The organism is Roseateles sp. FW301-B2 (assembly GCF_058788955.1).
On the sequence record NZ_JBYTBE010000010.1, the window covers coordinates 93,745 to 118,548 of the forward strand.

The 24,804-nt window shown below is 65.7% G+C and carries 20 protein-coding genes, 1 tRNA gene and 1 pseudogene; 4 read left to right on the forward strand and 18 right to left on the reverse strand.

Features of this window, described 5'->3' with window-relative positions:
- Positions 1–16: 16 nt before the first annotated feature.
- The 13 genes and pseudogenes from dusA to rimP all read right to left on the reverse strand — a co-directional run.
- Entirely contained in the window at positions 17–1,003 is a 987-nt protein-coding gene (gene dusA, locus AC3WQY_RS09310; protein WP_285235660.1) for a tRNA dihydrouridine(20/20a) synthase DusA, read from the reverse strand.
- A gap of 71 nt (positions 1,004–1,074) precedes the next feature.
- Positions 1,075–1,617 carry a hypothetical protein gene (locus tag AC3WQY_RS09315; RefSeq protein ID WP_285232387.1) on the reverse strand — a complete coding sequence of 181 codons (543 nt, stop codon included), beginning with the start codon at positions 1,615–1,617 and terminating at the stop codon, positions 1,075–1,077.
- Positions 1,618–1,623: 6 nt separating this feature from the next.
- Positions 1,624–2,907, reverse strand: coding sequence for an MFS transporter (locus AC3WQY_RS09320; RefSeq protein ID WP_492707709.1), 1,284 nt, complete (start codon positions 2,905–2,907; stop codon positions 1,624–1,626).
- A 55-nt stretch (positions 2,908–2,962) separates the two neighbouring features.
- Complete coding sequence (locus AC3WQY_RS09325) at positions 2,963–3,331, reverse strand: hypothetical protein (protein WP_285232389.1); 369 nt, start codon at positions 3,329–3,331, stop codon at positions 2,963–2,965.
- Positions 3,332–3,431: 100 nt separating this feature from the next.
- Positions 3,432–5,093 carry a formate--tetrahydrofolate ligase gene (locus AC3WQY_RS09330; protein ID WP_285232390.1) on the reverse strand — a complete coding sequence of 554 codons (1,662 nt, stop codon included), beginning with the start codon at positions 5,091–5,093 and terminating at the stop codon, positions 3,432–3,434.
- A gap of 52 nt (positions 5,094–5,145) precedes the next feature.
- Entirely contained in the window at positions 5,146–6,267 is a 1,122-nt protein-coding gene (locus tag AC3WQY_RS09335) for an enoyl-CoA hydratase/isomerase family protein (protein WP_492707712.1), read from the reverse strand.
- Between the two features lie 43 nt (positions 6,268–6,310).
- Positions 6,311–7,213 (reverse strand): DMT family transporter, encoded by a 903-nt coding sequence (locus AC3WQY_RS09340; RefSeq protein ID WP_492707714.1) that lies wholly within the window; start codon positions 7,211–7,213, stop codon positions 6,311–6,313.
- A complete protein-coding gene (gene typA / locus AC3WQY_RS09345; protein WP_285232393.1) occupies positions 7,213–9,036 on the reverse strand; it encodes a translational GTPase TypA in 1,824 nt (607 codons plus the stop codon). The genes AC3WQY_RS09340 and typA overlap by 1 nt, the downstream gene beginning before the upstream one ends.
- Before the next feature lie 25 nt (positions 9,037–9,061).
- A complete protein-coding gene (truB, locus tag AC3WQY_RS09350) occupies positions 9,062–10,009 on the reverse strand; it encodes a tRNA pseudouridine(55) synthase TruB (protein WP_492707716.1) in 948 nt (315 codons plus the stop codon).
- 13 nt (positions 10,010–10,022) lie between these two features.
- On the reverse strand, positions 10,023–10,406 hold the full coding sequence (gene rbfA / locus AC3WQY_RS09355) for a 30S ribosome-binding factor RbfA (RefSeq protein WP_492707718.1): 384 nt from the start codon (positions 10,404–10,406) through the stop codon (positions 10,023–10,025).
- Positions 10,407–10,475: 69 nt separating this feature from the next.
- Positions 10,476–13,517: a translation initiation factor IF-2 gene (infB, locus tag AC3WQY_RS09360; protein WP_285232396.1), complete on the reverse strand. Its 3,042-nt coding sequence runs from the start codon at positions 13,515–13,517 to the stop codon at positions 10,476–10,478.
- Positions 13,518–13,574: 57 nt separating this feature from the next.
- Positions 13,575–15,053 (reverse strand): transcription termination factor NusA, encoded by a 1,479-nt coding sequence (gene nusA / locus AC3WQY_RS09365; protein ID WP_285232397.1) that lies wholly within the window; start codon positions 15,051–15,053, stop codon positions 13,575–13,577.
- Between the two features lie 131 nt (positions 15,054–15,184).
- Positions 15,185–15,667, reverse strand: a pseudogene (gene rimP / locus AC3WQY_RS09370) (ribosome maturation factor RimP); the annotation flags it as partial.
- A gap of 215 nt (positions 15,668–15,882) precedes the next feature.
- Here rimP and fabI point away from each other — a divergent pair.
- Entirely contained in the window at positions 15,883–16,668 is a 786-nt protein-coding gene (gene fabI, locus AC3WQY_RS09375) for an enoyl-ACP reductase FabI (RefSeq protein ID WP_285232398.1), read from the forward strand.
- A gap of 74 nt (positions 16,669–16,742) precedes the next feature.
- Here the strand turns inward: fabI and AC3WQY_RS09380 are convergent, their stop codons facing one another.
- A complete protein-coding gene (locus tag AC3WQY_RS09380) occupies positions 16,743–18,998 on the reverse strand; it encodes an arginine/lysine/ornithine decarboxylase (protein ID WP_285232399.1) in 2,256 nt (751 codons plus the stop codon).
- A 151-nt stretch (positions 18,999–19,149) separates the two neighbouring features.
- Here AC3WQY_RS09380 and AC3WQY_RS09385 point away from each other — a divergent pair, with 151 nt between their 5' ends.
- The 3 genes from AC3WQY_RS09385 to AC3WQY_RS09395 all read left to right on the forward strand — a co-directional run bounded on the left by AC3WQY_RS09385 (position 19,150) and on the right by AC3WQY_RS09395 (position 20,684).
- On the forward strand, positions 19,150–19,596 hold the full coding sequence (locus AC3WQY_RS09385; protein WP_492707722.1) for an NfeD family protein: 447 nt from the start codon (positions 19,150–19,152) through the stop codon (positions 19,594–19,596).
- A 36-nt stretch (positions 19,597–19,632) separates the two neighbouring features.
- Complete coding sequence (locus tag AC3WQY_RS09390; protein WP_285232401.1) at positions 19,633–20,550, forward strand: SPFH domain-containing protein; 918 nt, start codon at positions 19,633–19,635, stop codon at positions 20,548–20,550.
- A 44-nt stretch (positions 20,551–20,594) separates the two neighbouring features.
- Positions 20,595–20,684, forward strand: a tRNA-Ser gene (locus AC3WQY_RS09395).
- A gap of 75 nt (positions 20,685–20,759) precedes the next feature.
- On the opposite strand, the gene AC3WQY_RS09400 is transcribed toward AC3WQY_RS09395, so the two are convergent.
- The 4 genes from AC3WQY_RS09400 to AC3WQY_RS09415 all read right to left on the reverse strand — a co-directional run bounded on the left by AC3WQY_RS09400 (position 20,760) and on the right by AC3WQY_RS09415 (position 24,712).
- Positions 20,760–21,713, reverse strand: coding sequence for a polysaccharide deacetylase family protein (locus AC3WQY_RS09400; protein ID WP_492707724.1), 954 nt, complete (start codon positions 21,711–21,713; stop codon positions 20,760–20,762).
- Positions 21,714–21,890: 177 nt separating this feature from the next.
- The gene (locus AC3WQY_RS09405; protein ID WP_492707725.1) at positions 21,891–22,811 is read right to left on the reverse strand and encodes a GNAT family N-acetyltransferase; all 921 of its coding nucleotides are present in this window, start codon (positions 22,809–22,811) and stop codon (positions 21,891–21,893) included.
- On the reverse strand, positions 22,808–23,434 hold the full coding sequence (locus AC3WQY_RS09410; RefSeq protein WP_492707726.1) for a GNAT family N-acetyltransferase: 627 nt from the start codon (positions 23,432–23,434) through the stop codon (positions 22,808–22,810). Before AC3WQY_RS09410 ends, AC3WQY_RS09405 begins: the two co-directional genes overlap by 4 nt.
- Positions 23,435–23,575: 141 nt before the next feature.
- Positions 23,576–24,712, reverse strand: coding sequence for an acyltransferase family protein (locus tag AC3WQY_RS09415; RefSeq protein ID WP_492707728.1), 1,137 nt, complete (start codon positions 24,710–24,712; stop codon positions 23,576–23,578).
- Positions 24,713–24,804 lie beyond the last annotated feature (92 nt).

Consider the following 24,804-nt stretch of genomic DNA (forward strand, 5'->3'; position numbering starts at 1 on the left):
GCGCCCGTGCCAGCCGTCAGGCCGCGCGCGCGCCCTGCGCTACATGCGCCGCCACACCCAGGCGTGCCGCGCTCGCCTGGCCCTGCACCACCGCCGGCGGCAGGCCCTTCAGATGATGGTCGGACCAGACCTGGCGCCAGCGCCTTGCGCCGGCGGCGCCGTTCCACAGGCCCAGCGCGTGGCGCATCGCCTGCGACCAGGGCCGGCCCTGCGCCACCTGCTGTTGCAGATAGGCGATCCAGGCCTCTTCCACCTGCTCGCGCCCGCCCGGGCCAAGCTCGGCCGGGCCGCTGCGGCCGAAGAAGCGTTCGTCCCAGGCCGCCATCTGCCAGGGCTCGTGATAGGCCTGGCGGCCCACCATCACGCCATCGACATATTGCAGCTGCTCGGCGATCTCGGCGTCGGTCTTGATGCCGCCGTTGAGCACGATGGTGAGCGCCGGGAACTCGCGCTTGAGCCGGTGCACCAGCTCGTAGCGCAGCGGCGGCACCTCGCGGTTCTCCTTGGGCGAGAGGCCTTGCAGCCAGGCATTGCGCGCATGCACGATGAAGACCTCGCAGCCGGCCTCGGCGATGCGGCCGACGAAGTCGCGCACGAAGTCGTAGCTCTCGATGCGGTCGATGCCGATGCGGTGCTTCACGGTGACGGGAATGTGCGAGACGGCATCGCGCATCGCCTTCACGCCATCGGCCACCAGGCCGGGCTCGGCCATCAGGCAGGCGCCGAAGGCACCGCGCTGCACCCGCTCGCTGGGGCAGCCGCAGTTCAGGTTCACCTCGTCGTAGCCCCAGCGCTCGGCCAGCCTGGCGCAGGCGGCCAGGTCCGCGGGCTCGGAGCCGCCCAGCTGCAGGGCCACCGGATGTTCCTCCGGGTTGAAGTCCAGATGCCGTGGCTGGTCGCCATGCAGCAGCGCACCGGTGGTGACCATCTCGGTGTAGAGCCGGGTCTGCTTGGTGAGCAGGCGGTGGAAAAAGCGGCAGTGGCGGTCGGTCCAGTCCAGCATGGGCGCAACCGAGAGGCGCCAGGGGCTGGGCGATGAGTTCGGGGTGGGGTCTTGCACCCCGGCATTATCCCTTAGGGTGTTTGCGGCGCTGGCGGCGGGGCCGGCACAAACTCACAAGCCTGCGGCTGACCCATGCCCTTGAGATAGGAGCGCCGCGCCATGCCGGCGGCCACCGCCGCCGCCACCTGGCGCGAATAGCGCTCCGCCCCGGTGAGCTTGCGCACCCAGCCGCGGAAGGGCAGCAGCCCCTCGGTGGCGCCGCGCAGGCCGCCGATGGCGGCGTCGCCCAGGGCTTCGCCGCCCCGCTCGCTGGCGCTGCCCTGCTTGTGGCGCGGCGCATCCACGTCGGGGCCCAGCACCTCGTCCAGCGCCCTCACCTCGGCCTGCAACGCGGCGCAGCTGCGCTCGGCCGGGGCCTGGTAGGGCTGCTCCTGGGCGCGCAGCAGCAGCTCGGGAATCTTGGCCTTGACCAGATTCAGGTCGGCCAGCGGCGCGGTGGCGGCATCGGCAATGCGCTCCTCGGTGGGCGGCTTGCCGCCCTGGCCCTGTGGCCCTGAGGCGCAGGCGCTCAGGCCCAGCAACAGCACAGCGGTATAGAGAACTCGTGTTGTCATGTTTGCTCAGGAAGTTGGCGAGGATTGTGCATGGAAGAGTTCGGGGTGCTGATGTGCGTACCAGTCGCGCACCTGCTCATGTTCAAGGCTCAGCATCTCGCGCAGGCCCGGCACGAGCAGAAAGCCCAGCGCCGACAAGGCCCCGATCGCGCCCATCGCCACATAGACGGTGCTCACCTCGGCATGCAGCAGGGCCCAACCGACCAGCGCCGGCCCCAGCGCGGCCGACACCTGCAGCTGCATCATGCTGACGGCATTGAGGCGGGCGCGGAAATGCGCGGGGATGGCCAGCATGCGATGCGTCTGGCCGGCGAGCACGCCACAGGAATTGGCAAAGCCGACGCCGAACAGGGCCAGCACCAGCAGCAGGCCCTGGGAGGTGGCGCCCGCCAGGCACAGGCCCAGCCCCTGCAGCAGGGTGCCGCCGACGCGGGTGTGGAAGCGACCCAGCCTCGCAGCCACCCAGTTGGAGCCGCCCAGCGCGCCACCCAGCATGCCCAGCGACAGGCCCGCCTCGGCCGCGCCCAGCCAGCCGCCCGAGAGCCCCAGCGATTGCAGCTTCAGCGGCACCAGCAGGCCGAAGCCCGGCAGCAGGCAGGTGGTGCCAACAAAGCTCACCAGGGTCCAGCCGCGCTCGATCTTGACCGACCAGCTGGCCTTCAGGCCCTGACGCAATTCATCGCGCCAGGCACCGCGCGGAGCGGCCGCCGCCGCGGCATGACGCGGGATCGCGCGCACCGCCAGCGCGGCGGCGAGCAGCAGCCCGCATTGCGCCCACACGGCCACGCCGGTGGACGCACTCACCAGCAAGCCTCCCACGGCCGGCCCCAGCACGCGCCCGAGCGATTGGGCGCTGCGCTGCAGGCGCAGCGCTTCGGGCAGCTGGGCCGAGGGCACCAGCTCGGCCGCGATCGACAGCGAGGCCGGCGCCATCAGGCCCCAGGCCAGCGCGCCGAGGGCGCCGATCGCCAGCACCCAGCCCAGGCTGTAGGCCTGCGCGCTAATCATGCCGGCCATGCCCGCCGCGCCCAGGGCGCTCAGCAGCAGGCCGGCCATCATCAGGCGTTGCTTGGGCCAGGCGTCGCCCAGCGGCGCCAGCAAGGGCATGAAGAGAAAGGCCGCCACCGAGGTCAGCGTGCCGTTCAGCGCCAGCGCCTGCGCCCCGCCTTGCTGTGCCACCCACCAGGGTGTGGCCACGCCGCCCACCATCAGGGCCAGCACGGTCAGCACCTCGCTGTACAGAAACCCCTGCATGGGTCGGCCCAGGGCCGCGACGCGCTGACTCGGCATGACTCTCGTTCCTACCTTTGGAATGGGGTGGCTGCGGGCTCAGCCTAGCACGGCTTCACTGGATCAGATGCCAAGCTTCCATCCAGCGCTCGAGCTCGCCGCTCTGCGCCTGCTTGCCGGCGAAGGCGATCACGCGGGCGCGGCCGCGCTCGACCTTCAGGGCCTCGGCGCTGGCGCCCGAGAGCAGGTACACGAGCGGGTAGCTGCGCGCCTCCTCGAAGCGCTTGTAGTTGAGCAGCACATAGACGCGCTCGGCCAGTTCGGCCTCGTTCTGGCTGTTCACCACCCAGCGGCCGTTGTCGGCCACGCCGCGCACCATCACCTCGTAGCGCCGGCCGCTGCGGCTCTTCACCAGCAGCTCCACCTCGCCCATGCCGCCCAGCGTGGGCACGACCTCATGGCCCTGGCGCAGCAACTGGCTCATCACAAAAAATTCCGCCGCCCGGGCGGCGGCGGCTGAACGCTGTTTGGCACTCGCAATCATTCACGCACTTGAAGACAAAAAGGGCGCGAACTTTACCCCATCAGAACAGGCCGCTGATGCGTCCCGCATCGTCGACGCTGATGCGTTCGGCGGCCGGTGCCTTGGGCAGGCCCGGCATGGTCATGATGTCGCCGCAGATGGCGGTGACGAACTCGGCGCCGGCGTTCAGGCGCAGCTCGCGCACCGGCAAGACATGGCCCTCGGGCGCGCCGAGGCGGCCGGGGTCGGTGCTGAAGGAATACTGGGTCTTGGCAATGCACACCGGCAGCCCGCCCCAGCCCTGAGCCTGCAGCTCGGCCAGCTGCTGGCGCGCCTTGGGCTCGAAGCGCACACCGTCGGCGCGGTAGATCTTGCGGGCCACCGCCTCGATCTTCTGGTCCAGCGTGAGCTCGTCGGCATAGACCTCGGCGCGGCGCGGCGGCGCGGCCTCGCACAGCTGCACCACCGCATGGGCCAGCTCGGTGGCGCCGGCACCGCCATGGGCCCAGTGGTTGGCGAGCACGCAGCGCACGCCCAGGTCCGCGCAGGCCTGGGCGATCGCCGCCAGCTCCTGCGGCGTGTCTTGCGTGAACTGGTTGATCGCCACCACGGTGGGCAAGCCCAGATGCTGCTGCACGTTCTCCACATGGCGGCGCAGATTGGCCATGCCGGCCTCCAGCGCGGCCACGCCCTCGAGGCCGCTGCCGCCATGGTGCTTGATGGCGCGCACGGTAGCCACCAGCACCGCGCAGGCGGGCTTGAGCCCGCCCTTGCGGCACTTGATGTCGATGAACTTCTCGGCCCCCAGGTCGGCGCCGAAGCCCGCCTCGGTGACCACATAGTCGGCCAGCTTGAGCGCGGTGCGGGTGGCGATCAGCGAGTTGCAGCCATGCGCGATATTGGCGAAGGGGCCGCCATGCACGAAGGCCGGCGTGCCCTCCATGGTCTGCACGAGATTCGGCGCCAGCGCATCCTTGAGCAGGGCCGCCATCGCGCCATCGGCCTTCAGATCGCGCGCGCGCACCGGCTGCTTGGCGGCGGTATAGCCCACCACGATATTGCCCAGGCGGCGCTTCAGATCGGCCAGCGACGTGGCGAGGCACAGGATCGCCATCACCTCCGAGGCCACCACGATGTCGTAGCCGTCCTCGCGCGGGTAGCCATTGCCCGGCCCGCCCAGCGCCACGGTGATCTGGCGCAGCGCGCGGTCGTTCATGTCGACCACGCGCCGCCATGTGATGCGGCGCACGTCCAGCCCGAGCGCATTGCCGTGGTGGACATGGTTGTCGATCAGCGCCGAGAGCAGGTTGTGCGCCAGGCCGATGGCGTGGAAGTCGCCGGTGAAGTGGAGGTTGATGTCCTCCATCGGCACCACCTGGGCGTGGCCGCCGCCCGCGGCGCCGCCCTTCATGCCGAAGCAGGGGCCCAGCGAGGGCTCGCGCAGGCACACCATGGCGTGCTTGCCGATCTGGCCGAGCGCATCGCCCAGGCCCACCGTGGTGGTGGTCTTGCCCTCGCCGGGCGGCGTGGGGGTGATGGCGGTGACCAGCACCAGATGGCCGTCGGGCCGGTCCTGCAGGCCGGCGATATGCGCCAGGCTCAGCTTGGCCTTGTAATGGCCATAGGGGACCAGGCTGTCCTCGGGCAGGCCCAGGCGCTCGTGGGCCAGGGGCAGGATCTTGCGCAGCGTCGCCGCTTGGGCGATCTCGATATCGGAGGGCATCAATGCTCCTTGTGGGAGGGTGATGCGATTATGGTCCGCCGCGGGGGTCAGGTCATGCCAGCTGGCGCAAGGGATGCTGATCGGCCGCCCAGGGGCTTTCGAAATAGGCCTGCACCATGGCCGGCGTGACTTCGGCGATGCTGGCCGGGTTCCAGCGCGGCGCGTGGTCCTTGTCGACTGCCAGGGCGCGCACGCCCTCCACCGTCTCGCTGGCGGCGCCGGGACGCAGATGGAAACAGCGGTGCACCAGATCGCGCTCCATGCGCAGGTCCTCAGCCAGGCTGGCCATGCGGCGCGCGCGGCGCAGCTGCTCCAGCGTCACCGCCAGCATCAGCGGCGAGCGCTTCAGCAGGGTGGCATGGGTGTGCTGGGCCCAGGCATCGTCGGCGGCGGCCAGCGAGGCCATGATCGCGGCCACCGTGGGCTTGGAGAAATGCTCGTCGATGCGCGGGCGCAGTTCCAGATGGTCGGGCGCGGGCGCGAGGTCGGCACGCTCCATCACCGTGGCCACCACATGCTCGGCGCTGTGCTGCTCGCCCTGGCGGTAGGCCTGGATGATGGCGGGCAGGTCGCTGCTCTGCACGAACACGTCGCCCAGGCCCAGCTCGATGGCATCGCCGGCGGCGATCGGCTGGCCGGTCAGGGCCAGCCATTCGCCCACATGGCCGGGGCATTGCGAGAGGAACCAGCCGCCGCCGACATCGGGGAACAGGCCGATATTGGTCTCGGGCATGGCCAGCTTGGAATGCTCGGTCAGCACGCGCAGCTTGGCGCCCTGGCTGATGCCCATGCCGCCGCCCATCACCACCCCGTCCATCAGGGCGATATAGGGCTTGGGGTAATGGTGGATCAGGTGGTTGAGCGCGTATTCCTCGGTGAAGAAGTCTTCCAGCGCGCTGTCACCCGCGAGCGCGGCCTGGTGGAAGAAGCGGATGTCGCCGCCGGCGCAGAAGGCTGCGGGCTTGCCCTCGCGCCCCGCCCCCAGCACCACCACCGCCTGGATCGCCGGCGTCTCCGCCCAGGCCTTCAGCAAGGCGGTGATGTCGCGGATCATCGCCAGCGACAGCGCGTTCAGCGCCGGCGCGCGGTTCAGCGTGATGAGACCCAGGCAACCGTTCACTTCGGCCAGGATCTGGCCATCGGATTGCAGCGGGGGAAGAGCAGCGGCGGGCATGCGGGACAACTCCAACAACGGAAAGCTTGTTTGCTAATGATTGTTAATGGGTCAGTGGCGTGGCCAACGGGCGCTCACGCCAGCCCAGCAGTTCATTGCCTGCCAGGGCTGCCAGCACCATAGCACCGCCCACCAGGGCGGCGGAAGACGGGGCTTCCCCAGCACCCAGCCAGGCCCACAGCACGCCGAAGATCACTTCCAGCAGGCCCAACAGGGCCAGCTCCGGCCCCGAGAGCACGCGCGCGAGGCGCACCACCAGCAGGCAAGGCAGGGCCAGCTGGAACACGCCGAGGCCGGCCAGCAGGGTCAGGTCATGCGGGGAGGCCAGCAGGGGCCAGGCCAGCGGCAAGGTGCAGGCGGCCGAAATCAGCGCGCCCAGCAGCACCGCCAGCAGCATGTCGCTGCGCTCCTCACCGTCTTTTTGCTTGCTGTCGTGCTGCAACAGGGTCCAGTTGGTCGCCGCGGCCAGCGGCACGCCAAGGGCCACGCCCATGCCGGCCAGGCTGGCGAGGCCGCCCTGCAGCCCGTGGCCGAACATCCAGGCGATGCCGGCGCTGCCCAGCAGGATGGCGGCCCAGGTGCGCGCCGGCAGGCGGTGGTGCAGGAACAGGCGCGCGAACAGCGCCGTCAGCAGCGGGCCCAGCGCCATGGTGACCAGCACATTGGCCACGCTGGTCATGGTGAGCGCCAGCATGAAGGCGGTGTACATCACCGCCCAGCACAACGCCGAGGCCCAGACCTTGCGCGGCGCGCGCAAGACCTGTCCCCAGAGCGCGCGGCCGCGCATCAGCCCCAGGGCCAGCAGCAGCGCCAGCGCGTTGAAGCCGCTGCGCCAGAAGGTGACCTCGAAGCTGCGCGCCGCTTCCAGATGGCGAGAGACCACCCCTGCCGTGCTCCACAGCAGGGTGATCAGCAGCATCAGGAGAACGGCGCGCCGGTGGCTCATCAGGCCCCGGAGTTTTCGCGCGCGAACTTCTTGCGCTCGTGCTCGATCAGGTGGCGCTTGCGCAGGCGGATGCTCTTGGGCGTGATCTCGACCAGCTCGTCGTCCTCGATGAACTCCACCGCGTACTCGAGCGAGAGCTCGATCGGCGGGGTGATCTTGATCGCATCTTCCTTGCCCGAGACGCGGAAGTTGGTGAGCTGCTTGGCGCGCACCGCGTTGACGATCAGGTCGTTGTCGCGGTTGTGCATGCCCACGATCATGCCTTCGTAGACCGGGTCGCCGGCCTTCACGAACATGCGGCCGCGGTCGTCCAGCTTGCCGAGCGCATAGGTGACGATTTCGCCGTTGTCCTGGCTGATCAGCACGCCGTTCTTGCGGCTTTCGATCTCACCCTTGTGGGCTTCGTAGCCGTCGAAGATGTTGGAGATCAGGCCGGTGCCGCGCGTCAGGTTCAGGAATTCGTTCTGGAAGCCGATCAGGCCACGCGCCGGGATGCGGTACTCGAGGCGCACGCGGCCACGGCCGTCCGGCTCCATGTTCACCAGCTCGCCCTTGCGCAGACCCAGGGCCTGCATCACGCCACCCTGGTGGGCTTCCTCGACGTCGGCGGTGACCATTTCGATCGGCTCGTGACGCTCGCCACCGACATCGTGGAACACCACGCGCGGCTTCGAGACGGCCAGCTCGTAGCCCTCGCGGCGCATGTTTTCCAACAGGATGGTGAGGTGCAGTTCGCCGCGGCCCGAGACCTCGAAGATGCCGTCTTCGTCGGTTTCCTTGACGCGCAGCGCCACATTGGCCTGCAATTCCTTCTGCAGGCGGTCCCAGATCTGGCGGCTGGTGACGAACTTGCCTTCGCGGCCGGCCAGCGGGCTGTTGTTGACGCAGAAGTTCATGGTCAGGGTCGGCTCGTCGACCTTGAGCATGGGCAGGGGCACGGGGTTGTCGATGGCGGTCAGCGTCACGCCGATGCCGATCTCCTCGATGCCGTTCACCAGCACGATGTCACCGGCCAGGGCCAGCTCGGCCTGACGGCGCTCCAGGCCTTCGAACTTCAGCACCTGGTTGACGCGGCACTTCTTGGGGGTGCTGTCGGGGCCGGCGTACATCAGCACGTCCTGCATGGGCTTGAGGCTGCCGCTGGTGATGCGGCCGATGCCGATGCGGCCCACGAAGGTGGAGTAGTCCAGCGAGCAGATCTGCAGCTGCAGCGGGCCGCCGATATCACCCTCGTGCGGCGGCACATGGCGCAGCACGGTGTCGAACAGCGGCGCCATGTCGGTGCCGGTCTCGCCCTCTGTCAGTGTGGCCCAGCCGTTCAGGCCGGAGGCGTAGACGACCGGGAAGTCGAGCTGCTCTTCGGTGGCGCCGAGCTTGTCGAACAGGTCGAAGGTGGCGTTGATGACGTAGTCGGGGCGCGCGCCGGGGCGGTCCACCTTGTTCACCACCACGATGGGCTTCAGGCCCAGGGCCAGCGCCTTCTTGGTGACGAAGCGGGTCTGCGGCATCGGGCCTTCGACGGCATCCACCAGCAGCAGCACCGAGTCCACCATCGAGAGCACGCGCTCCACTTCACCGCCGAAGTCGGCGTGGCCGGGGGTGTCGACGATGTTGACGTGGGTGCCCTTCCAGGACACCGCGCAATTCTTCGACAGGATCGTGATGCCACGTTCCTTTTCGATGTCGTTGTTGTCCATCACGCGCTCGGCGACCTTCTCGTTCTCACGGAAGGTGCCCGACTGGCGCAGCAGCTGATCCACCAGGGTGGTCTTGCCATGGTCCACGTGGGCGATGATGGCGATGTTACGGATTTGGATGCTCATAAAAACTCACTTCAGAACTGGTACATCAGGCCGCGGTGCCAAGCAGGGCCTGGACTTCCTGCGGGCTGAGCAGGCGGTCGGCGATCAACTCGCCGCCCTTGATATGTGCGCTGCCCAGAAAGGCCTGCGGTTCGGGCCCGTAGACCTTCACCTGACTCACATCTGCAACGGCAACGCGACGCCGCAGACCGGATAGAAAGCGGGCCGCCTCGGCAGCATCCAGACGCTGCTCGGGCCAGTCCGCCAGCAAGGCGTCCGGCGGGCGCAGCAGGTCTTCGCGCTCGGCCTCGGTCATCGCGGCGAGCGCATCCAGGCTGATGGCGCCGTCCAGCGTCACCGGGCCGCTGGCGGTGCGGCGCAGCGCGCTGAGGTGCGCACCACAGCCCAACACGCGGCCGATGTCCTCGCCCAGGGTGCGGATGTAGGTGCCCTTGGAGCAGCGCACCGCGATCGTCAGCTGCTCAGCTTGCCAGTCGAGGATGTCAATGCTGTGTATGGTGACCTGGCGCGCCGGGCGCTCGATCTCGATGCCCTGACGGGCATAGTCGTACAGCGCCTTGCCTTCGTGCTTGAGCGCCGAGTACATCGGCGGCACTTGCGAGATCAGGCCGGTGAACTGGGCACAGGCCGCCTCGATCTGAGCGCGGGTGGCTGCCACCTCGTGCGTCTCCAGCACCTCGCCCTCGCCGTCGCCGGTGGTGGTGGTCTGGCCCAGCCTGAGCGTGGCCTCGTAGGCCTTGTCGGCATCCAGGCTGACCTGGCTGAATTTGGTGGCGGCCCCAAAGCACAGCGGCAGCAGCCCCGTGGCCAGCGGGTCCAGCGTGCCGGTATGGCCGGCCTTTTCCGCCCGCAGCAGCCATTTGGCTTTCTGCAGCGCATCGTTGCTGGACAGGCCCAGCGGCTTGTCGAGAAGCAGCACACCGTGCAGGGCACGGCGCTGGATTCTCTGGCGCTGGGGTTTGGGGGCGTTCACGGCGGCTTGGTCTTCAGTCGTTGGTCTGGTCTTCGTCGTCCAGGGCGCGCGTGGCGTTGGCCTTGGAAATCAGCGAGCTCAGCTCGGCCGCACGTTCGATGGTGCGGTCGTAATGGAAATGCAGGGTCGGCACGGTGTGGATCTGCAGGCGCTTGAAGAGGCCGTTGCGCAGAAAACCTGCCGCCTCGTTGAGCGCCAGCTCGGATTCGGCCGGGTCGCCGATCAGCACCGAGAAGAACACCTTGGCATGGGCGTAATCAGGCGTGACTTCCACGGCGTTGATCGTGGCCATGCCCACGCGCGGGTCCTTGAGCTCGCGGATCAGCTCGGCCAGATCGCGCTGGATCTGGTCCGAGATCCGGAAGGACCGGTTGGGTATCGCTCGTTTATGTCGCATCTGCTACTCCAAATACAAACCCCGCCTTCTGTTTCGAAGGCGGGGTTTGGGGATGAGGCCAACTCCGCCTTACAGCGTTCGGGCGACTTCCTTGATCTCGAAGAATTCCAGCTGGTCGCCCTCGGCGATGTCGCTGTAGTTCTTGAGCTTGATACCGCACTCGAAGCCTTCCTTGACTTCCTTGACGTCGTCCTTCTCGCGGCGGACCGAGTCGACCTCGCCGGTGTAGATGACGATGTTGTCGCGCAGCAGGCGGAACTTGGCACCACGGCGCACCAGGCCCGAGGTGACCATGGAACCGGCCACCGTGCCGATCTTGGAAGCCACGAAGACCACGCGGATCTCGGCCGTACCCAGCGCTTCTTCGCGCTGCTCGGGAGCCAGCATGCCGGCCATCGCTGCCTTCACCTCATCCACCGCGTCGTAGATGATGTTGTAGTAGCGGATGTCGACCGCATTGCCCTCGGCCAGCTTGCGAGCCAGCACGTCGGCGCGGGTGTTGAAGCCGATGATGACGGCCTTGGAGGCGATCGCCAGGTTGACGTCCGACTCGCTGATGCCACCCACCGCGGCGTGCACGATCTGCACCTTGACCTCGTCGGTCGAGAGCTTGAGCAGCGAGGAGGCCAGCGCTTCCTGCGAGCCTTGCACGTCGGCCTTGATGATCAGCGGCAGGGTCTGCACATCGCCCGAGCCCATGTTCTCGAACATGTTCTCCAGCTTGGCGGCCTGCTGCTTGGCCAGCTTGACGTCACGGTACTTGCCGGAACGGAAGGTGGCGATTTCACGGGCGCGGCGCTCATCGCTCAGCACCATGAATTCGTCACCGGCCTGCGGCACTTCGGTCAGACCCTGGATTTCCACCGGGATTGACGGGCCGGCCTCGGTACAGGTCTTGCCGTCTTCGTCCAGCATGGCGCGCACGCGGCCATACGTCGAACCGGCCAGCACCACGTCGCCGCGCTTGAGCGTGCCGCTCTGCACCAGCACCGTGGCCACCGGGCCGCGGCCCTTGTCCAGCTTGGCCTCGATCACCAGGCCCTTGGCCATGGATTCCACCGGCGCGGTGAGCTCCAGCACCTCGGCCTGCAAGAGCACCTGCTCCAGCAGCGCGTCGATGCCCTCGCCCGTCTTGGCCGAGACCGGCACGAAGGGCGAATCGCCACCGAATTCTTCCGGCACGACTTCCTCGGCCACCAGCTCGCTCTTCAGGCGTTCCAGGTTGGCACCGGGCTTGTCGATCTTGTTCATCGCCACGACCAGGGGCACGCCGGCCGCCTTGGCATGGTGGATGGCTTCCTTGGTCTGGGGCATCACACCGTCGTCCGCCGCCACCACCAGGATCACCAGGTCGGTGGCCTTGGCGCCGCGGGCACGCATCTGCGTAAAGGCCGCGTGGCCGGGGGTGTCGAGGAAGGTGATCATGCCGCGCGGCGTGTCGACGTGATAGGCGCCGATGTGCTGCGTGATGCCGCCCGCCTCACCCGCGGCAACGCGGGCACGGCGGATGTAGTCCAGCAGCGAGGTCTTGCCGTGGTCGACGTGACCCATGACGGTGACCACCGGTGCGCGCGGCAGCATCTCGTGCTGCTGCTCGGCGGCAGCGCCCTCTTCTTCCAGGAAGGCATCGGGATCGTCCAGCTTGGCGGCAAAGGCCTTGTGGCCCATTTCCTCCACCAGGATCATGGCGGTTTCCTGGTCCAGCTGCTGGTTGATGGTGACCATCTGACCCAGCTTCATCAACTGCTTGATGAGCTCGGACGCCTTGATCGACATCTTGTGGGCGAGGTCGGCCACCGAGATGGTCTCGGGCACATGCACCTCTTGCACCACCGGTTCGCTCGGCGCCACGTAGTTGGACGGCTGGCCACCGCGGTCATTGCGGTCGCCACGGCGGCCCGACGCGCCACCCTTGGGCGCGCGCCAGCCGGCGGCCGGGCGAGCACCCGTGGGAGCACCCGCACCAATGGTCTTGAGGCCGCGCTTCTTGGCGGCATCATCGGCCCAGGAGGACGAGAGCTTCTCGCTCTTGACCGACTTCTTGTCGCCGGGCTTGGCACCGGCACCCGCGGTCGCGGCAGTAGCCGGCGCGCCAGGCGTGCCGGGCTTCTTGTGGATGGTGCCCTTGATTTCCTTGGCGGGCTCGGGCTTGGGCTCTTCCTTCTTCGCGACCAGCACCTTCTTCGGTGCATTCATCATCGCGCGGATGGCAGCGGCCTCGGCCTCGGCGGCCTTGCGGCGGCGCTCCAGGTCGACCTGCTTCTGCTTTTCCTCGGCGCCCACATCGACGGCCTTGATGACACGCAGCTGCGGCTTGGGCGGCTCCACCGGCGCGGCCGGCGCCACGGGCGCTGCGGCCACGGGGGCGGGTGCAGGCTCGGCAACCGGTGCCGGTGCCGGCGCAGCGGCCACCACGGGGGCGGGCGCGGGTGCGGGCTCAGCAGCCGGCGCGGGCGCGCGGCGGCCACCGGCGGCCAGCGCCTTGTTGGTGGCGGCAGCGGCGGCACGTGCAGCGGCCTGGGCATCCTGCTTGGCGGCAACCTTGGCAGCGGCTTCGGCGGCGGCCTTGTCGGCGGCATCCTTCTCGGCCTGCTCGGCGGCGCGGGCCTCGGCCTGCAGACGCTCCTGGCGGCGCTGCTCCTCGGCCTCGCGAGCCAGGCGTTCCTGCTCTTCGCGTTCACGCACGCGGGCAGCCAGCTCTTCTTCCTGGGCGCGCAGGGCCTCGGCATGCGCCTGGGCCTCTTCCTGGCGACGCTGCAGCTCGGCTTCCTCGGCCGCTTGCGCGCTGGCCTCGTCCATGCCGCTGGCATCGTCACGCTTGACGAAGGTGCGCTTCTTGCGCACCTCGACCTGGATGGTGCGGGCCTTGCCGCTGGCATCGGCCTGCTTGATCTCGCTGGTCGACTTGCGCGTCAGCGTGATCTTCTTGCGGTCGGCACCGGTCGTACCGTGCGCGGTGCGCAGGTAGTCCAGCAACCGTTCCTTGTCGGTCTCGTTGAGGGCGTCCTCGGTGGACGCCTTCTTGACGCCCGCAGCTTGCAGCTGCTCAAGCAGCGTGCTTGCAGGCCTTTGTAGCTCTGCAGCGAACTGGGCGACGGTGGTCACAGCCATTGTGGAATCCTTAAGCTTGCTAATCTGCTGTGCGTACAGTTGTGTTCATGGCGCCCATCAGGCGGTGAACCAATGTTCGCGGGCCTTCATGATCATGGCGCGGGCCTCAGCCTCGTCCATGCCGGCCAGTTCAACGAGTTCGTCGACGGCCAGATCGGCCAGGTCGTCGCGTGTATGGATATTGCCGTCGGCGAGCTTGGCGACCAGTTCGGGCGTCACACCCTCCAGGTCGCGCAGGTCTTGGGAGACTTCCTCGACACTTTCCTCACGGGCAATTTCCATGGTCAGGAGCGCATCCTTGGCGCGGGTGCGCAACTCGTTGACCGTGTCCTCGTCGAAGGCCTCGATCTCCAGCATCTCCTGCATGGGCACATAGGCCACTTCTTCCAGGCTGGTGAACCCTTCGGCGATCAGGATGTCGGCCACTTCGGCATCGACGTCGAGTTTCTCGACGAAGAGCTTGCGGACCGACTCAGACTCCTGAGCCTGTTTGACGGCCGATTCCTCGGCCGACATGATGTTGATGCGCCAGCCGGTGAGCTCGGAGGCCAGGCGCACGTTCTGACCACCACGGCCGATCGCGATGGCGAGATTTTCCTCGTCCACCACCACGTCCATGGCATGGCGTTCTTCGTCCACCACGATGGACTGCACATTCGCCGGCGCCAGCGCGCCGATGACGAACTGGGCCGGGTCTTCCGACCACAGCACGATATCCACGCGCTCGCCGGCGAGCTCGTTGGTGACGCCGTTCACACGCGAACCGCGCACACCCACACAGGTGCCGATCGGGTCGACGCGCTTGTCGTGCGAGAGCACGGCAATCTTGGCGCGGCTGCCGGCGTCGCGGGCGCAGCTCTTGATCTCCAGGAGGCCCTGCTCGATCTCGGGCACTTCCTGCGCGAACAGCTCCTTCATGAACTCGGGCGAAGAGCGCGAGAGCATGATTTGCGGGCCGCGCTGGGTCGGGTCCACGCCCAGGATCACGGCACGCACGCGGTCGCCGGTGCGCAGGTTTTCCTTGGCGATCATCTCGGTGCGCTTCAGGCGACCTTCGACGCGGCCCGACTCGGCAATGATGTCGCCCTTGTCCAGACGCTTCACGGTGCCCATGAAGATCTTCTCGCCGCGCGACATGAAGTCGTTCAGCAGCTGCTCGCGCTCGGCGTCGCGGATCTTCTGCAGGATCACTTGCTTGGCAGCCTGGGCGCCGATACGGCCGATCGGCACCGACTCCACCGATTCCTCGATATGGTCTTCGACCTCGATGTCGGCGATCTGCTCCTGCGCTTCAAACAGCAGGATCTCGGAGTCGGGGTTTTGCAGGCCGGCCTCGTTGGGCACCACATGCCAGCGGCGGAAGGTCTCGTACTCGCCAGAATCGCGGTCAATCGAGACGCGAATGTCCACCTCGCCGCCATACAGCTTCTTCGTGGCCGAGGCCAGTGCAGCTTCCACTGCGCCGAACACGACATCGCGCTCCACGCTCTTTTCGCGAGAGATGGCATCCACCAACATCAACAGTTCGCGGTTCATTGATCGAGACCTCCGTCAACCTTGTCATCCTTGTCCGCAGCCGCTGGGTCATCCAGCTGCTGCCTGGCCTTGGCATTGCTCTGCTTCTTGGGCTTCGCAGCTTTGCCCGCCTTCGGTGCAGCCGCGCCATCCGGCTTGGCTGCACGCCCCTTGAAATTGACCGCGGGCACCAAGCGGGCCTCGCGCACTTCCTCAAGGGAAAAATCCAATGCCTGGTCGCCCTTGCCGTCGTTGAAGACGAGGCGCCAGCCTTCGCCCTCGGCCGAGAGCTCACCCTTGTATTTCTTGCGCCCCTGGAACGCCACGCGCAGGGTGACCTGCACCTCCTGGCCCGCGAAACGCGCATAGTCGGCGGGTTTCTTCAGCGGGCGGTCGAGGCCGGGGGAAGACACTTCCAGGCGTTCGTAGCTGGCGTTCTCGACTTCCAGCACATACTGCAGTTGGCGCGTCACGCGCTCGCAGTCATCCACGTTGATCAGTTCGCCCTGGGCCGCCTGCTCGGGCAGCTTGTCGATGTACACGCGCAGCAAGCCCCCGGCACTGCGCTCGCAGTCCACCAGGTCGTAACCGAGGCCGGTCACGGTTTTTTCTACAGCAGCTTGCCAATTTGTCATGCGCGGCGTGTCTATGCTCTCTCGGGGCGTATCTAGAAGTTAACGGGAACGCTCAAGCAAAAAAAATGGGCTGGATGAATCCGCCCACCGTTCACTTTTCAGCGAAGCCAGGATTGTACTATGCAAGCACCGTGCCCGCAAGAACCCGGCTTGCCCAAAACGCATGGCATGCGAGAATCCCGCGCTGATTTGAACATTGATACCAAGGAGCAGACATGGGATTTCTCGCAGGCAAGCGACTGCTGATCACGGGCGTGCTGTCCAACCGATCCATCGCTTACGGCATTGCCAAGGCTTGCCACCGCGAGGGCGCCGAACTGGCCTTCAGCTACGTCGGCGAACGCTTCAAGGACCGCATCACCGAATTCGCGGCCGAATTTGATTCCAAACTCATTTTCGATTGCGATGTTTCCAGCGACGAGCAGATCGATGCCATGTTCGCCCAACTCGGCGAAACCTGGCCCGAGTTTGACGGCTTCGTGCATTCCATCGGTTTCGCGCCGCGCGAAGCGATTGCCGGCGACTTCCTGGAAGGCTTGTCGCGCGAAAACTATCGCATCGCCCACGACATCTCGGCCTACAGCTTCCCGGCCATGGCCAAGGCGGCGGTCTCGCGCCTGCGCCCTGGCGCCTCGCTGCTGACGCTCTCCTACCTGGGCGCCGAGCGCTATGTGCCCAACTACAACACCATGGGCCTGGCCAAGGCCTCGCTGGAAGCCAGCGTGCGCTACCTGGCCTACTCGATGGGTAAGCGCCAGGTGCGGGTGAATGGCCTCTCCGCCGGCCCGATCAAGACCCTGGCCGCCTCGGGCATCAAGGACTTCGGCAAGCTGCTCACCCACTTCGCCGCTAACACCCCGATCCGCCGCAACATCACCATCGATGATGTCGGCAACGTCGCGGCCTTCCTGCTCTCGGACCTGGCCGCGGGCGTCAGCTCCGAGATCATGTACGTGGATGGTGGCTTCAGCCATGTGGCGCTGACGGACGAGGCGGTCTGAGCAAGCTCGCAGCGCGCTAGCCGCAACGAAAACGGGACCCGCGGGTCCCGTTTTTTATTTGCCAGACACGTGCCTCAGGCAACGCAGTCCACGAAGTAGCTCGACTTGCCATCGTCGCCCTTCTCCTCCACCAGCCCATGCACATCGGTGGCGAAGCCGGGGAACTTGGCGTTGAACTCACGCGTGAACTTGAGGTAGTCCACGATCTTCTTGTTGAAGCGCTCGCCCGGGATCAGCAGCGGGATGCCCGGCGGGTAAGGCGTCAGCAGCGAGGTGGTGACGCGCCCTTCCAGCTTGTCGATCGCTACCCGTTCGGTACGGCGATGCGCGATATGGGCATAGGCGTCGCTGGGCTTCATGGCCGGCTCGAGCTCGGACAAATAGACCTCGGTGGTCAGACGCGCGATATCGCCCTTGGCATAGGCCTCGTGGATGCTCTGGCAAAGGTCGCGCAGGCCCATGCGCTCGTAGCGCGGCTGGGCGGCACAGAACTCCGGCAGGATGCGCCACAGCGGCGCGTTCTTGTCGTAGTCGTCCTTGAACTGCTGCAGCGCGGTCAGCAAGGTGTTCCAGCGGCCCTTGGTAATGCCGATGGTGAACAGGATGAAGAAGGAGTACAGGCCCGTCTTCTCCACCACCACGCCGTGCTCGGCCAGGAATTTGGTAACGATGCTGGCCGGAATGCCGGTCTTGGCGAACTTGCCGCTCATGTCCAGGCCGGGCGTGATGATGGTGGACTTGATCGGGTCCAGCATATTGAAGCCGGCGGCGATATTGCCGAAGCCATGCCACTTGGCATTCGCCTTCAGCGTCCAATCGGCCGGCTTGCCATAGCCCTCCTCCACCAGCTTGTCCGGGCCCCAGACCTTGAACCACCAGTCCTGGCCGTACTCCGCGTCCACCTTGCGCATGGCACGGCGGAAGTCCAGTGCCTCGCTGATGCTCTCTTCCACCAGGGCGGTACCGCCGGGTGGCTCCATCATGGCCGCCGCCACATCGCAGCTGGCGATGATGGAGTATTGCGGGCTGGTGGAGGTGTGCATCAGATAGGCCTCGTTGAACAGATGCTTGTCCAGCTTGACGTTCTGCGAGTCCTGCACCAGCACCTGGGACGCCTGTGAAAGGCCGGCCAGCAGCTTGTGGGTCGACTGGGTGGCGTAGACCATCGCCGTCTTGGGGCGCGGCCGGTTCTTGCCCATCGAGTGATAGGAACCGTAGAAGTTGTGGAAGGCCGCATGCGGCAGCCAGGCTTCGTCGAAATGCAGGGTGTCGATCCAGCCGTCCAGCTTGCTCTTGATGGTCTCGGTGTTGTAGAGCACGCCGTCATAGGTGCTCTGCGTCAGCGTCATGATGCGCGGCTTGACCTTCTTGGCGTCCACACCCTTGAGCAACGGGTTCTTGGCAATCTTCTTGCGGATGTTCTCGGGCGAGAACTCGCTCTCGGGGATCGGACCGATGATGCCGTAGTGGTTGCGTGTGGGCGTCATGAAGACCGGCACGGCGCCGGTCATGATGATGCTGTGCAGGATGCTCTTGTGGCAGTTGCGGTCCACCACCACCACGTCACCGGGCGCCACCGTGTGGTGCCAGACCATCTTGTTCGAGGTGGAGGTGCCGTTGGTGACGAAGAAGCAATGGTCGGCATTGAAGATGCGCGCGGCATTCTTCTCCGAGGCGGCCACCGGGCCGGTGTGGTCCAGCAGCTGGCCCAGCTCTTCCACGGCATTGCAGACGTCGGCGCGCAGCATGTTCTCGCCGAAGAACTGGTGGAACATCTGGCCCACCGGGCTCTTCAGGAAGGCCACGCCACCCGAGTGACCCGGGCAATGCCAGGAGTAGGAGCCGTCCTGCGCATAGTCCATCAGTGCCTTGAAGAAGGGCGGCGCCAGGCCGTCGAGATAGCTCTTGGCCTCACGGATGATGTGACGCGCCACGAACTCCGGCGTGTCCTCGAACATATGGATAAAGCCATGCAGCTCGCGCAGCACGTCGTTGGGCAGATGCTGGGACGTGCGCGTCTCGCCATAGACGTAGATCGGGATATCGGCGTTCTTGAAGCGGATCTCTTCGATGAACTTGCGCAGGTTCAGCACCGCCGGGTCCAGCTCGGGGCCGGGCGTGAATTCCTCGTCGTCGATCGACAGGATGAAGGCGCTGGCTCGGCTTTGCTGCTGGGCGAACTGGCTCAGGTCGCCGTAGCTGGTGACGCCCAGCACCTCGAAGCCCTCTTTCTGGATCGCATCGGCCAGGGCGCGAATGCCCAAACCCGAGGTGTTCTCGGAGCGGTAGTCCTCGTCGATGATGACGATGGGGAAGCGGAAACGCAGCATCGGGGTGCCTCCGGGAACAGGGCAAGAAATTGGAAGGCGCGAAGTGTAGGGCCAGGGGCTGACAGCGCAAGAGTCAATGGCGCTTTGTCGCACAAACAGGACGGCTGCCGCCCCGTACACTCAAATCACATCATGAACGAGAGAGGGTGACATGGACATGAATCAAGCCACCTTTTGGTGGATCGCCTGCGGCGGGCTGATTGCCGTGGAGCTGGCCACCGGCACCTTCTACCTGCTGATGCTGGCCCTGGGCGCCGCCGCCGCTGCCCTGGCGGCGCATCTGGGCCTGGGCGGCACGGCGCAGATGCTGGTCGCCGCCCTGGTGGGAGGCACGGCCGTGAGCCTTTGGCATGTACGCCAGCTGAAGCAACGCCGCGCACAGCCGCCCGTGTCGGCCAACCCGGACATCAACATCGATATCGGCCAGTCGGTGCATGTGAGCCACTGGGGTGCCGAACGCACCGCCAAGGTCAAATACCGCGGCGCCGAGTGGCAGGTGCGCTATACCGGCAACGGCCAGCCCGGCGCCGGGCGGCATGTGATACGCGGCATCGACGGCGCCTGCCTGCTGGTGGACGCCGCCGAATCCAGTCACTGATCGATCATCCAGAACACCAAACGAGGGGAACAAGCAATGGAAGTCATCGCACTGGTCATCCTGGCCGCGGCCGTCATCTTCGTGATGCAGTCGATCAAGGTCGTCCCGCAACAGAACGCCTGGGTGGTGGAGCGCCTGGGCAAGTACCACGGCACGCTGGCGCCGGGGCTGAACTTTCTGGTGCCCTTCGTGGATCGCCTGGCCTACAAGCATTCGCTCAAGGAGTTTCCGCTCGACGTTCCAAGCCAGGTCTGCATCACCAAGGACAACACCCAGCTCACGGTAGACGGCATCCTCTATTTTCAGGTCACCGACCCGATGCGCGCCAGCTATGGCTCCAGCAACTACATCGTCGCCATCACCCAACTGGCCCAGACCACGCTGCGCTCGGTGATCGGCCGCATGGAGCTGGACCGCACCTTCGAGGAGCGCGACGCCATCAACAGCTCGGTGGTGCAGGCGCTCGACGAGGCCGCGCTCAACTGGGGTGTGAAGGTCTTGCGCTATGAAATCAAGGACCTGACCCCGCCGCCCGCCATCCTGCACAGCATGCAGGCGCAGATCACCGCCGAGCGCGAGAAGCGTGCCCTCATCGCCGCCTCCGAGGGCCGTCGTCAGGAGCAGATCAACATCGCCACCGGCGAACGCGAGGCTGCGATCGCCCGTTCCGAGGGCGAGAAACAAGCCGAGATCAACAAGGCCCTGGGCGCGGCGGCCGCCATCACCACCGTGGCCGATGCCACCAGCGACGCCATCCGCAAGATCGCCGCCGCCATCCAGCAGCCCGGCGGCGAGCAGGCGGTACAGCTCAAGGTGGCCGAGAAGGCCGTGGATGCCTATGCCCAGCTGGCCCAGAAGAACAACACCATGATCGTGCCGGGCAATATGAGCGAGGTCTCGGGCCTGATAGGCACGGCGATGGCCCTGATGCACAAGGTGACGCCCAAGCCCTGAATTTTGCCGAAGGCCCAAAAATCTGCGCTATGATGGCGGGCTTCGGAGAGGTGGATGAGCGGTTTAAGTCGCACGCCTGGAAAGCGTGTGTGGGCTAATCCCCACCGCGGGTTCGAATCCCGCCCTCTCCGCCAGGAATAGCAAAAAGCCCGTGCCAGCCACGGGCTTTTTTTTTGCCCAAACAGCCCAGCGCAGCACGCGCGAGTGTGTCAGTAGACGCGGCGCCAAGCCTGCTCAAGCGTTCGGGCAGCGGTGCGCCACAGTGGCGAAGCCAAGGACACGGCTGTGGACGGCGCCGGCGGATAGATCAAGGGCTCTCGCAAGCCGCGCACATTGAAACAGTCGCTGTTTTTTTCGAGAAACTCGCACAAGCGATGCAGCCGCTTCACCAGCACCTTGTCGACATTCGACAGGTTCGCGTTCAGCAGTTCGAAATTGTGCGAGAGGATGACAAGCGCTGGCATTTGTTGTTCTAGCGCCTGCCATAGCAAACACTCCAACTCATCAGATGAGCACGCCGTCAGCTGGGTATGTCTCAAACCCCGCCCGTCGTTGTAGACGGTCATGGGGAGTTCTTGAACGCCTTGAATCATTGCCGGCCATGCGAGCAGTTGGCCAGGGCTGACCCCGCTGCTGGGGCCGAACATGGAGGCGTTGTAGCTGCTGTCGATGAAAATCTCGTTGCGCAGCAATGCGGTCAGCGTATCCGCGTTGAAGGCAAAGCTTCCGGCTCGAAAAGCGGTGGGACGAGGTGCTCCAGCCCGCATCAGCCATTCAATACCGGTCGCTATCAGGCTAGTTTGCTCTTCCAAACTGTAGTACCTGAGGTGCTGGCGTTTGCCCCGGACGTTGGGTAGCAGCGCCTGCCTCGCCTCGTCCACCCACTCCGGATGCATATGCAACTGCGCCTCATGCCCCGAAGCTTCAATCAGGCCAACCATTTCCTCCAGGGGCCCCATGCCAAAGCGCCCCGCAAACAGCGGCTCGACGAAGCAGACCGATTTCAAGCCGTGCGCGCGGAGCACATCGAGCTGATACGGCAAGCCATATGTTCCAGACAAGCCGTGCACGTAGCGTGCGAAAGCGTCCGGGAATTTTTGATCGATGTTCTCCCAGCCATCGCACCACACTTCAACGTCGATGGTGTAGAAGACATCAAGCATGGCTACTGAGCGCGGAGTGCTTCACGGTCGGCCGAAGCTCGGGGCGGGGCGATATGTCCATGACGTTCCGATTGAGCATTTTCGATATCGCGGTCGTTGAACGAGAAGTACCGACTCTCTTCGCGTGGCCGCAGGGCCACGCCTGTGGGGAACCAACAGATGAGGGGCTCGGCATGTTCAGCCCAGCGCACGCAAGAGACGTCGCACCTGCGCTTTCAAGCCAGCCCTTTCAAGCACCGCGCCGACCGACGAAGAAAACCTGTCCAACAGCCAATGCGCCCGGACCAGCATGCGATGGCGCCAACTCGGCCGGAACAAATAGGCGTCGGCAAACTCATCCACGTCCGTGGCGAACAACTGCTTGTAGGGGGCATCACCGACGCCAAAGTCAAACACCTGGAAGCGCCCGAGGCGAAAGAGATCTTCAACGATCAGGTACAACAGCACCGACCCGGGCGACAGCGCTGCAGCATCTTCGAGATAGCCGATCACATCGTAGGTCAGGCGTGTGCCGGAGCCCGAACACCATGCGAAGGCGATCGCCCGCCCCTGATCCCGCAGCAGATACCCGCGGGCGTCACCGCGGGACGCAAGCGCACGCATTTGCTCAACCAGCTTTTCGTCGTAGTGCAGGCCGGATTGCAGCAGGCGGCTTTGATAAGTCGTCTGTGAGATGGCCGCCGCCTCGCGCAGAAATGCATCCATCGCCTCAGGCGTGCTGGCAATCTCCAGTGCCCCGCCTGGATTGCGATCCTGCAGCTTGCGAACCGAGCGCTTGAGGTTGTAGCGCGCCTTCGAACTCCACCGATTCAAATAGGCTTCAAATGCTCCGGCGATACGCACATAGTGCAAGCGTTCGGTCTTGGGCACATAGCAAATCCACGGCCCCAGGCGGCTCACGCCCACATCGAATTTGCCGACCGCGCCACGCTGCAGCCAGACACCCTCGGCCGCCGCATTCAACTCTGCCGGCGTCAAGATATCTGCTCCGCCTTCGGCCTCGACGCCCATGTGAACGACCTGCAGCCGGGGCCTCCAACTCGCGAGGTGAAACTCACCCAGCAGGTACTTGAAGCGAACTCGACTCAGCGCGCTCATGCCTGCCCTTGCAGCCAGGACCAGGAGCCGTCTCGCAGCACCAAGCAGCCGCACAGAATGCGCGCGTCCACGCGACCCAGGCGGCGAAAGCCGGCCTTCTCAATTGCGCCCATGGACACAGCGTTGTCCTCCAGTACCTCGATGTAGATGGGCTGCTCGCCCGCAGAGCGCAGTGCTTCGACGGTTCGAACCAATGCCCCGCGATACAGGCCGCGCCCGCGGTGGGTGATGTGGGTCTCACATGAGCCGATCAGGTTGGCATCGTCCGGCAAGCCGAGTACGGCGCGCTGACGCGTTTTGAGCGGCACGGCGCCCCAGCTTGCCGCCTCGCCATCGCGCCAAACCACGTACAGCCCATCTTCCGCCGCCAAGTCGGACAGAAAGCCGCTTGCGCCTGCCGCGCGCAGCCGGTCGCACTCGCCCAACGACAGGTCGCGACGTTTGCTGTACCAGCGGTACTCATACCCCTCAGGCATTGCGCCGCCTTCCCTGCCGCTCACAGTATCGGCAGAGAACACCACACTCACCCATCGTTTGAAAACCAGGCGGCGGAACAGCAGCCTGGCAAGCACCAGGGGGCCACCGCTGCGCCAGACGAGAGACAACCTTTGCCAATGGTGCATGTCAGGAGTTGCTAGTTCGGGCGGCGACAGAGCTCGGTCGCCGGAAAGATACTGGCCATGACCAAGGCATAACCGCGCCACACGATACCGCGGGGCGTGCCCTGCGCTGCGCAATTCATGGGTGTGCCAGTTGCGCACACTTTAGACCAAACCTTTGGCGCTCAGGGAGGGCGCAGGTCTGCCATCACGCCCACTGCCGGACACCAGCGACAACGGCCGCTCGACCAGAAGAAACAAGGCAGCCGTCGGTAGCAGGCTCAGGCCGAACATCAGAGGCAGCAGTGTCAAGAAGTACCAAGCTTCGTGCCCGCCCGGAGGCAGCAGCTTGCCCAGCAGCAGGAAGCTGGCTTTGAGTGCCAAGCCGTGCAGCAGGTAATAGGAATAACTCATATTGCCCAGCCATCGCAGCGGGGTCCACGAGAAACGACGCGACAACCACATTGCTGGATCGCGAAAGCAGGCCAAGCACAGAACGAAGAATGTCACGTAGAGGATGCTGATCTTCAACGCGAACGCGGCCGGTCCGCCCCAGGGCAGCCATGTGGCAGCCAAGCCCAACAACAAGGCCAGCAAGCCGGCCGTGCCACCCGGGCGACCAGCGCGAAGAAAGGGGAGTGCCTCGTACACCAGGATGCCGGCCACGAACATGATGAGGCGCACATGGCCACCATAGCTGGCGCAATACGCGATCGTGAGCAGGCTCAGGCCCAAGAAGAATGTGGCACGCCAAGCCGGGCTGCGTTCGCGCAAGCCAAGCGCCCAAATGATCAGCGGGATCACGAGGTAATAGAACATCTCGTAGCTCAGCGACCACGCAACCGTGATCATGGGCTCGATCGGGAACAGTCCGGGCAGCAGCAGCAGGTTTTGCAGCAGGTAGGCCGTTGCACCGAGCGCCGAGCCGGGTATCTTGCTCTCGGCAGGAAATGCAAACGACAAGCCCAGATAGACCGCAAACACCACCAGGAACGCGGGGTAGATGCGCACGACGCGACGCCAGATGAAACGTCCGAAGGCCTGTGGCCGCGCGATCAGCGAGCCATAGATCAGGTAGCCGCTCAACACGAAGAATAGGTCAACGCCCGTGTTGCCCACTGCGTGGAGCTTGCCTCCCAGCCCAAGCAGTTCAGGGCTGTTCGCCACCCACGGCTGGACGAGCGTCACATAGTGCACCAGAAACACCAGAAACACGGCAAGGCCACGCAAGCCCTCCATGGGGCGCACATTCTGAGCGCTGCCCCCGCGGGCAAGTTCAAAGCGACTGGACAGCCAGTTCATCGAACGGGCCCGATACCACGCGCGGTGATGCTGCAAGCGTTGAAAGTCAAAGTTTTCATCTGTTCGTCTGTGCCTAAACGAGCGAGCGGCCC

Coding starts and splice junctions, on each gene's coding strand:
- AC3WQY_RS09390 (WP_285232401.1), top strand. CDS start 19,633: ATGGAAGTCATCGCACTGGTCATCCTGGCCGCGGCCGTCATCTTCGTG.
- AC3WQY_RS09385 (WP_492707722.1), top strand. CDS start 19,150: ATGGACATGAATCAAGCCACCTTTTGGTGGATCGCCTGCGGCGGGCTG.
- AC3WQY_RS09330 (WP_285232390.1), bottom strand. CDS start 5,093: ATGCCCTCCGATATCGAGATCGCCCAAGCGGCGACGCTGCGCAAGATC.
- AC3WQY_RS09400 (WP_492707724.1), bottom strand. CDS start 21,713: ATGCTTGATGTCTTCTACACCATCGACGTTGAAGTGTGGTGCGATGGC.
- AC3WQY_RS09315 (WP_285232387.1), bottom strand. CDS start 1,617: ATGACAACACGAGTTCTCTATACCGCTGTGCTGTTGCTGGGCCTGAGC.
- AC3WQY_RS09335 (WP_492707712.1), bottom strand. CDS start 6,267: ATGCCCGCCGCTGCTCTTCCCCCGCTGCAATCCGATGGCCAGATCCTG.
- AC3WQY_RS09320 (WP_492707709.1), bottom strand. CDS start 2,907: ATGCCGAGTCAGCGCGTCGCGGCCCTGGGCCGACCCATGCAGGGGTTT.
- AC3WQY_RS09415 (WP_492707728.1), bottom strand. CDS start 24,712: ATGAACTGGCTGTCCAGTCGCTTTGAACTTGCCCGCGGGGGCAGCGCT.
- AC3WQY_RS09405 (WP_492707725.1), bottom strand. CDS start 22,811: ATGAGCGCGCTGAGTCGAGTTCGCTTCAAGTACCTGCTGGGTGAGTTT.
- typA (WP_285232393.1), bottom strand. CDS start 9,036: ATGAGCATCCAAATCCGTAACATCGCCATCATCGCCCACGTGGACCAT.
- AC3WQY_RS09340 (WP_492707714.1), bottom strand. CDS start 7,213: ATGAGCCACCGGCGCGCCGTTCTCCTGATGCTGCTGATCACCCTGCTG.
- AC3WQY_RS09380 (WP_285232399.1), bottom strand. CDS start 18,998: ATGCTGCGTTTCCGCTTCCCCATCGTCATCATCGACGAGGACTACCGC.
- fabI (WP_285232398.1), top strand. CDS start 15,883: ATGGGATTTCTCGCAGGCAAGCGACTGCTGATCACGGGCGTGCTGTCC.
- rbfA (WP_492707718.1), bottom strand. CDS start 10,406: ATGCGACATAAACGAGCGATACCCAACCGGTCCTTCCGGATCTCGGAC.
- infB (WP_285232396.1), bottom strand. CDS start 13,517: ATGGCTGTGACCACCGTCGCCCAGTTCGCTGCAGAGCTACAAAGGCCT.
- AC3WQY_RS09325 (WP_285232389.1), bottom strand. CDS start 3,331: ATGAGCCAGTTGCTGCGCCAGGGCCATGAGGTCGTGCCCACGCTGGGC.
- dusA (WP_285235660.1), bottom strand. CDS start 1,003: ATGCTGGACTGGACCGACCGCCACTGCCGCTTTTTCCACCGCCTGCTC.
- AC3WQY_RS09410 (WP_492707726.1), bottom strand. CDS start 23,434: ATGCACCATTGGCAAAGGTTGTCTCTCGTCTGGCGCAGCGGTGGCCCC.
- nusA (WP_285232397.1), bottom strand. CDS start 15,053: ATGAACCGCGAACTGTTGATGTTGGTGGATGCCATCTCTCGCGAAAAG.